The organism is Kitasatospora sp. NPDC059146 (genome assembly GCF_042786665.1).
Lineage (GTDB): Bacteria > Actinomycetota > Actinomycetes > Streptomycetales > Streptomycetaceae > Kitasatospora.
This window is the reverse complement of record NZ_JBHZCY010000067.1, coordinates 43,756-50,467: the sequence shown is the minus strand read 5'-3', so window position 1 is coordinate 50,467 and position 6,712 is coordinate 43,756. Positions and strand designations below refer to the sequence as shown.

Below are 6,712 nucleotides of genomic sequence, written 5' to 3'. Positions count from 1 at the left end.
AGACAGCCGGAAGGCCCTTCGCGAGAGCGAAGGGCCTTCCGGCGTTTCCAGGCGTTTCCAGGCGTTTCCGTGCTTCCGGCGCCGTCAGCGGGTGTCGAGGACGGCGGAGGCCACCGCGTCCGGACGGTCGAACATCACCAGGTGCCCGGCCGGCGCCGTGGTCCGGAAGTCCGCCCCGAGCAGCGTCGCGAGCCCCCGCTGGTCGGCCAGCCAGGACTCGGTCCGGCTGGTCCGGCAGCCGTCGTCGGCGGCCAGCACGGTGATCGGCAGGTCCTCGGGCAGCGGCCGGGCCCGGCGCAGCGCGTCCAACTCGGCGGCCATGTCGAGGTAGCGCCCGTTCTCCCGGAGCAGCGCGCGCAGTGCCCGTCCGGTGCGGTAGCAGTGCCGGACCAGCGGCGGCGGGGCCAGGTCCTCCCGGCGGACGGTGGACAGCCGGGCGGTCACCCGGCGGGCGGTCGGGCCGAGCAGGTACGGGACGGCGAGGGCGGTCGCGGCACCCGCCACCGCCCGGGCCGCGAGGTCCCGTACGGCCGGTGCCGGGTACGGGCGGGCCGCCGCTTCGACGCTGCCGTCGACCAGGACCAGCCCGGCGGTCCGCTCGGGGTGCAGCCGGGCGAAGGCCTCCGCGTGGAAGCCCGCGAGCGAGTGGCCGACCACCGTGCAGGGCCCGCCCAGCCCGAGGCCGTCCAGCACCGCGCGGATCCGGTCGGCCTCGCCGGCCACCGTCGGGGCGGGCCGCCGCCCGGTGGCCGGTTCTGCGGCGCTGAGCCCGTAACCGGGCCGGTCGAAGCGGACCACGGTGCGGTACGGGGTGAGGAACGGGACGACGAGGTCCCAGTCGAACCAGCTGCTGCCGAGGCCGCCGGTGAGCAGGCAGAGCGGGCCGCTGCCCTCGGTACGGACGTGCAGCGGGACGCCGTCGACGCGCAGGAAGCGGGCGCGGACCGCCGGCGCGCTCACGTCCGTCTCCGGTCGGCGGCCTCCGGCGTGCCCGGCGCGTCCTGGGTGTCCTGGGCCTCCGGGGCGGGCAGCGCCTGCGGGTCGGACGAACGGGCGACGGCCACGGCCAGGACGGCCAGCCAGAGCGCGACCAGCAGCACCTGCAACCGCTGCCCGGCACCGAGCGCCCAGGTGCCTCGACCGGCCTGGAAGGCGGCGATCGCGCCGAGGCTCCAGCCGGTGGCCAGCAGTTCGGCGCCGAGCAGCCAGGGCCCGAGCCGGCGCACCGCCGGCCAGCGGTGCCGGCGGCGGGCGAGGACGGTGAGCGCGACCAGTGCGGTGAGCGCGCCCAGCATGGCGAGGCTGCTGGTGACGGCGTGGGCGGTGTGGGTGGCGGGGACCAGTCCGGCGGTCTCCCGGGCCGCGCACATCTCGTCGCTGGTGGGGGCGCAGCTGAGCGGCAGCCGGGAGTCGGCGGCGGTGGCGGCGCCGAACAGGGCCAGGGCGGACCAGCCGACCAGCGCCCAGCGGTCCCGGCCGGGGGCCGAACGGTCCTGGCCGGGGGCCGCGGCGCGTCGACCGGGTGGCGCGGCGTTCCGGGCCTGCCCGGTGGCGAGGGCGGTGAGGGCGGCGGCGAGCACGCTGAGCCCGGCCGCGAGGTCGGTGGCCCGGAAGAGGCCGCCGAGCGGCTGGTCCTCGGCGGCGAGTTCGCTGATGTACGCCTGCACCGGGTCGAGCCCGGTGCTGAGCACGACCTCCAGCACCCACGCGGTGTACGCCACCGCGCTGAGCAGCAGCAGGGCGGCGACCGCGGTCCGCGCGCGCCGGTCCGACGGCCGGCGGCGCCGGGAGGGCGGCCGCGGGTGGGTTCGGGGGCGGGGGTGTCCGGGCGGGGGGCTGGGCACGTTTCCACCCTAACCGGGCAAGAACTCCGCCCCAACCGGGAGGAAACGGTCATCCCGGAGCCCGGCGGAACCGCCGCGGTGCGAGGCACCCCCGGGAACCGTGTATTGTTTTCCAGGTCAGCAGGCGCCGCTAGCTCAGTTGGTTAGAGCAGCTGACTCTTAATCAGCGGGTCCGGGGTTCGAGTCCCTGGCGGCGCACAGGCAGTTGGGGAGCCTCTCGCAGCAGCGAGGGGCTCCCCGATTTTTTGGCCCTCGATGTCCGTTTTATGTGTGATGTCGGTCTCGATTGCCGTTCCGGTGGAGCCATGGGGCCCGCCCGGCTCGTCCAGGGCAGTAAACCGGAATCGGGACAAAGGTCCCTAACCGCCGATGTCCCCGTCCGTGCAGGCTGGCCCGGTCCGCCCGCAGGAAAGGCCGCGCCTTGTTCCGAAACGCCCAGAGCGGCCGGCCGCCGATCGGCCTCCCGCCGGTCAAGCGACTCAAGCGCTCCACCCCCACCCCCGGCGGCAAGAAGCCGCGCCGCCCCAAGCGCACCGGCTGGCGCCGGCTGATACCCACCTGGCGGATGACGCTGCTCGGCCTCGCTTCGGCGCTGCTGCTCGGCGTCGGCCTGTTCGCCCTGGGGGTCGCGCTGGTGAAGGTGCCCGACGCGCACGCCGCGGCGACCGCGCAGAGCAACACCTGGCTCTACTCCGACGGCTCGGTGATCACCCGCACCGGCCAGACCAACCGGCAGAACGTCGGCCTGGACAAGGTCTCCCCCGCCGCCCAGCACGCGGCGCTGGCCGCCGAGGACCGCAACTTCTACAACGAGGGCGCCGTCAACGTGCAGGGCCTGGTCCGGGCCGCCCTCAACACCGCCAAGGGCGAGGGCACCCAGGGCGGCTCCACCATCACCCAGCAGTACGTGAAGAACACGTACCTGGACCAGAAGCAGTCCGTCACCCGCAAGGTGAAGGAGCTCTTCATCGCCATCAAGGTGGACGCCACCGAGAGCAAGGACGACGTCCTCTCCGGCTACCTGAACACCTCGTACTACGGCCGCGGCGCCTACGGCATCCAGGCCGCCGCCCAGGCGTACTTCGGCATCGACGCCTCCGCGCTCAGCCCGGCCCAGGGCGCCTACCTGGCCACCCTGCTGAACGCCCCGAGCGCCTACGACGTGGCCACCGCGACCCCGGCGGGCAAGCAGAACGCCGTCAACCGCTGGAACTACGTCATGGACGGCATGGTCAAGGAGGGCTGGCTCGGCGCCGACGAGCGGGCCAAGGCCACCTTCCCGGACGTCAAGGACCCGCAGCCCAACCCGGGCCTGTCCGGCCAGTCCGGCTACCTGGTGAACGCGGCCACCCAGTACCTGACCTCGAACAACATCATCAGCGAGACCGAGCTGGCCAAGGGCGGCTACACGATCAAGCTGAGCATCGACCCGACCCGCCAGCAGGCCCTCCAGGACTCCGTCCAGGCGCAGCTGCACGACACCCTGAACCCGGACAAGCGGAAGAAGGACGCGGCCGCCCAGGCCGGCGCCGTCTCCGTCGACCCGAAGACCGGTGCGGTGGTCGCCCTGTACGGCGGCGTCGACTACGTGAAGCACTACGTGGACAACGCGACCCGGCGCGACTACCAGGCCGGTTCGACCTTCAAGGCGATCGCGCTGGCCGCCGCCTTCGAGAACAACGCCAAGACCCAGGACGGCCGGACCGTCACCCCGCGCACCGTCTACGACGGCACCAGCGGCCGCAAGGTCCGCGGCGGCAAGGGCACCCCGTACGCGCCGCCGAACGAGGGCGACGTCAGCTACGGCCAGATCACCCTGCAGCAGGCCATCGACAAGTCGGTGAACTCGGTGTTCGCCCAGCTCGCGCAGGACACCGGGCTGCAGAAGGTCAAGGACACCGGCATCGCGCTGGGCCTGCCCGCCGGCACCCCGGGGCTGGACCCGGTGCCGTCCATCCCGCTGGGTGCGGCCACCCCGAGCGTGCTCGACATGGCCGGCGTGTACGCCACCCTGGACAACGGCGGCAAGCAGATCACCCCGTGGCTGGTGCAGTCGGTGGACCGCGCCGGCGAGGCCGTGCAGCTGCCCGCGCACAAGACCACCCAGGCGATCAGCGCGGACACCGCCAACCAGGTCACCTCGATGCTCCAGGGCGTCGTGAGCGACCCGGGCGGCACCGGCTTCCGGGCCCAGGCGCTGGGCCGCCCGGTCGCGGGCAAGACCGGCACCACCGACGACCAGAAGTCCGTCTGGTTCGTCGGCTACACCCCCGAGCTGGTCACCTCGGTCGCGCTGTTCGGCCAGGACCCGGGCACCGGCGCCCAGGTCAGCCTGAGCGGCGTCGGCGGGATCAACGGCGCGGCGGGCGGCCAGTTCCCGGCCCAGATCTGGACCGCCTACATGAAGGCCGCGCTCAAGGGCCAGCCGGTCAGCGACTTCCCGACCCCGGCGGACGGCGGCGACTCCGGCGCCTCCGACCTGCCGACGTCCCCGAGCACGCCGAGCAGCACCCCCTCGACCGGCAGCGCCACGCCGACCACCGGCGCGGGCAGCCAGCAGGGCGACGGCTCGGGCACCGGCTCCACCGGCACCGGCTCGGGCGGCGACTCCGGCTCCGGCGGGACGGGCACCGGTCCGACCACCGCCCCCACCACCGCCCCGACCACCCAGCCCACCTCACGGCCCACCGGCCGGCCGACGCCCAAGCCGACGCCGACCACCAAGCCGACCACCGACCCCACCGGTCAGCCCACCACCCAGCCCACCGGCGAGGCGGGCGGGTCCACCGGAACGGGGACGGGATCCGGGGGCTGATCGCCTCCCGACGCCGCCCACTCCGCGCGCTCATCTCGGCCGGACCACCGACCTCGGGTCGGTGGTCCGGCCGAGGTGCGTCACCGCGCCTCTACGGACAGTTCAGACCAGGACCAAATGCCGAAATGGCGCCTTACCGCGACATCGGTATGACTGTCACAATGCGCCAGTGCACAGATCAACGGCCTCGCCCACCCTCCCTTCGGGCAGAACCCTCGGCCTCGGCCTCGCGCTGGTCTCCGCCTTCGCCTTCGGCGGCTCCGGCACCGCGGCCAAGCCACTGATCGAGGCCGGACTCTCCCCCCTGCACGTGGTGTGGCTCCGGGTCACCGGGGCGGCCGTCGCCCTCCTCCCGATCGCCTACCGGCACCGCGACGCCGTCCTGCGCCGCCCCGGCCTGCTGATCGGCTTCGGCCTGCTCGCCGTGGCCGGCGTCCAGGCCTGCTACTTCGCCGCGATCTCCCGCATCCCGGTCGGCGTCGCCCTGCTCATCGAGTACCTCGGGCCGCCGCTGCTGATCGGCTACGTCAAGTTCGTGCAGCGCAAGCCGATCAGCCGGGGCGCGGCCGTCGGCGCCGGCGTCGCGGTGGCCGGGCTGGCCTGCGTGGTGGAGGTCTGGAACGGCCTGGGCTTCGACGCGCTGGGCGTGCTGTTCGCCCTCGGCGCGGCCTGCTGCCAGGTCGGCTACTTCCTGCTCGCCGACGCCGGCCGCCGGGGCGACCGCCCGGTCGACCCGCTGGCCGTCAGCGCGTTCGGGCTGCTGGTCGGCGCCGTCCTGCTCACCGTCCTCACCCGGCCCTGGCAGGCCGACTGGGGCCTGCTGGGCGGGTCCGTGGTGATGAACGGGCACAGCCTGCCCGCCCTGATCCCCGCCGCCTGGATGGTCCTGATCGCGACCGTGCTCGCCTACCTGACCGGCGTGGTCTCCGTCGGGTACCTCTCGCCGCCGATCGCGGGGGTGGTGGCCAACCTGGAGGCGGTGGTCGCCACCGTGCTGGCCTGGGTCCTGCTCGGCGAGCACCTGGGGCTGCCGCAGGTCGCGGGCGGTCTGCTGGTCCTGGCGGGCGCCTTCGTCGCGCAGACGAGCCGACCGGCGGAGACGGAGGCGGAGGCGGAGGCGCCGGTCGAGGCGGTCGCGACGGCGGCCGGGGTCAGCGGCCGGTCCAGCCGAACCAGTCGAGGTGACTGACCGGCCACACCACGGCCGACACCGGGCCCACCACGTTGCCCACCGGCACGGCGCCGCCGCCCGGCCCCTGCCGGTGCCAGCGCGAGTCCGCCGAGTCGCTGCGGTGGTCGCCCTCGACCCAGATGTAGCCCGAGGGCACCTTCACCGGGCCGAAGTCCAGCCCCGCACAGGAGTCGTCGCCGGGGTGGAGGTACGGCTCGTCGACCTTCCTGCCGTCCACGGTCAGCGTGGTGCCCGTGCACTGCACGGTCTGGCCGCCGGTCGCGATGACCCGCTTGACCAGGTAGTTGTCGTCCTTCGGCGGCACCAGCCCGACGAAGCTCAGCACCGAGCTCACGGCGTCGGTCAACGGGTTGGTGTCGACCGGCTGCGGCGGCAGCCAGTTCCCCGGGTCCTTGAACACCACCGGCTGCCCCGGCTCCGGCGTCCAACCGGTCAGCGGAGCGAGCTTGTTCACGCCGACCCGGTCGCCGACCCGCAGGGTGTTCTCCATCGAACCGGACGGGATGGTGAAGACCTGGAACAGGCAGGTCTTGATCAGCAGGGCGACCAGCAGGCCGACCGCCGCCATCGCCGGTATCTCGACCCACCACGGCCGGGGACGGCGCCCCGCCCGGCGGGCCTTGCGGCCGCGCGACCCCCCGGCCCGGCGGCGGGCCTCGGCGCGCCCACCGGACGCGCCCGGAGCGGGCGGTCCGTCCTGGACGTCCCGGGCGGCTGGTACGGCGGATCCGCTGGGAGCTCCGCTCGGCGTTTCGGGCAGGTTCACCGCCATCGTCGCTGCTCCACCTCTCCGGCTGGGGAAACCTGCACGCTACGCCAACCGGGGAGCCGCACGAAATCCGGGACTTAGCCGCCTCCGAC

5 protein-coding genes and 1 tRNA gene are annotated in these 6,712 nt (G+C 74.1%); 3 read left to right on the top strand and 3 right to left on the bottom strand.

The window, feature by feature from the left end:
* Positions 1-84: 84 nt before the first annotated feature.
* Both ACFXPX_RS26170 and ACFXPX_RS26165 read right to left on the bottom strand, forming a co-directional pair.
* A complete protein-coding gene (locus ACFXPX_RS26170) occupies positions 85-960 on the bottom strand; it encodes an alpha/beta fold hydrolase (RefSeq protein WP_380398419.1) in 876 nt (291 codons plus the stop codon).
* Positions 957-1,739 (bottom strand): DUF998 domain-containing protein, encoded by a 783-nt coding sequence (locus tag ACFXPX_RS26165; RefSeq protein WP_380594886.1) that lies wholly within the window; start codon positions 1,737-1,739, stop codon positions 957-959. The genes ACFXPX_RS26170 and ACFXPX_RS26165 overlap by 4 nt, the downstream gene beginning before the upstream one ends.
* A 229-nt stretch (positions 1,740-1,968) precedes the next feature.
* Between ACFXPX_RS26165 and ACFXPX_RS26160 the strand changes: the two genes are divergently transcribed.
* From ACFXPX_RS26160 to ACFXPX_RS26150, 3 genes are all read left to right on the top strand, one after another.
* Positions 1,969-2,042: transfer RNA gene (locus ACFXPX_RS26160), tRNA-Lys, on the top strand.
* Positions 2,043-2,265: 223 nt separating this feature from the next.
* Positions 2,266-4,659 (top strand): transglycosylase domain-containing protein, encoded by a 2,394-nt coding sequence (locus tag ACFXPX_RS26155; protein ID WP_380643535.1) that lies wholly within the window; start codon positions 2,266-2,268, stop codon positions 4,657-4,659.
* Between the two features lie 169 nt (positions 4,660-4,828).
* Positions 4,829-5,848, top strand: a complete 1,020-nt coding sequence (locus tag ACFXPX_RS26150) for a DMT family transporter (protein ID WP_380594882.1) — start codon at positions 4,829-4,831, stop codon at positions 5,846-5,848.
* Here ACFXPX_RS26150 and lepB read toward each other — a convergent pair.
* Positions 5,811-6,419: a signal peptidase I gene (gene lepB, locus ACFXPX_RS26145; protein WP_380643533.1), complete on the bottom strand. Its 609-nt coding sequence runs from the start codon at positions 6,417-6,419 to the stop codon at positions 5,811-5,813. The two genes, ACFXPX_RS26150 and lepB, sit on opposite strands and share 38 nt — an antisense overlap.
* Positions 6,420-6,712: the final 293 nt, after the last annotated feature.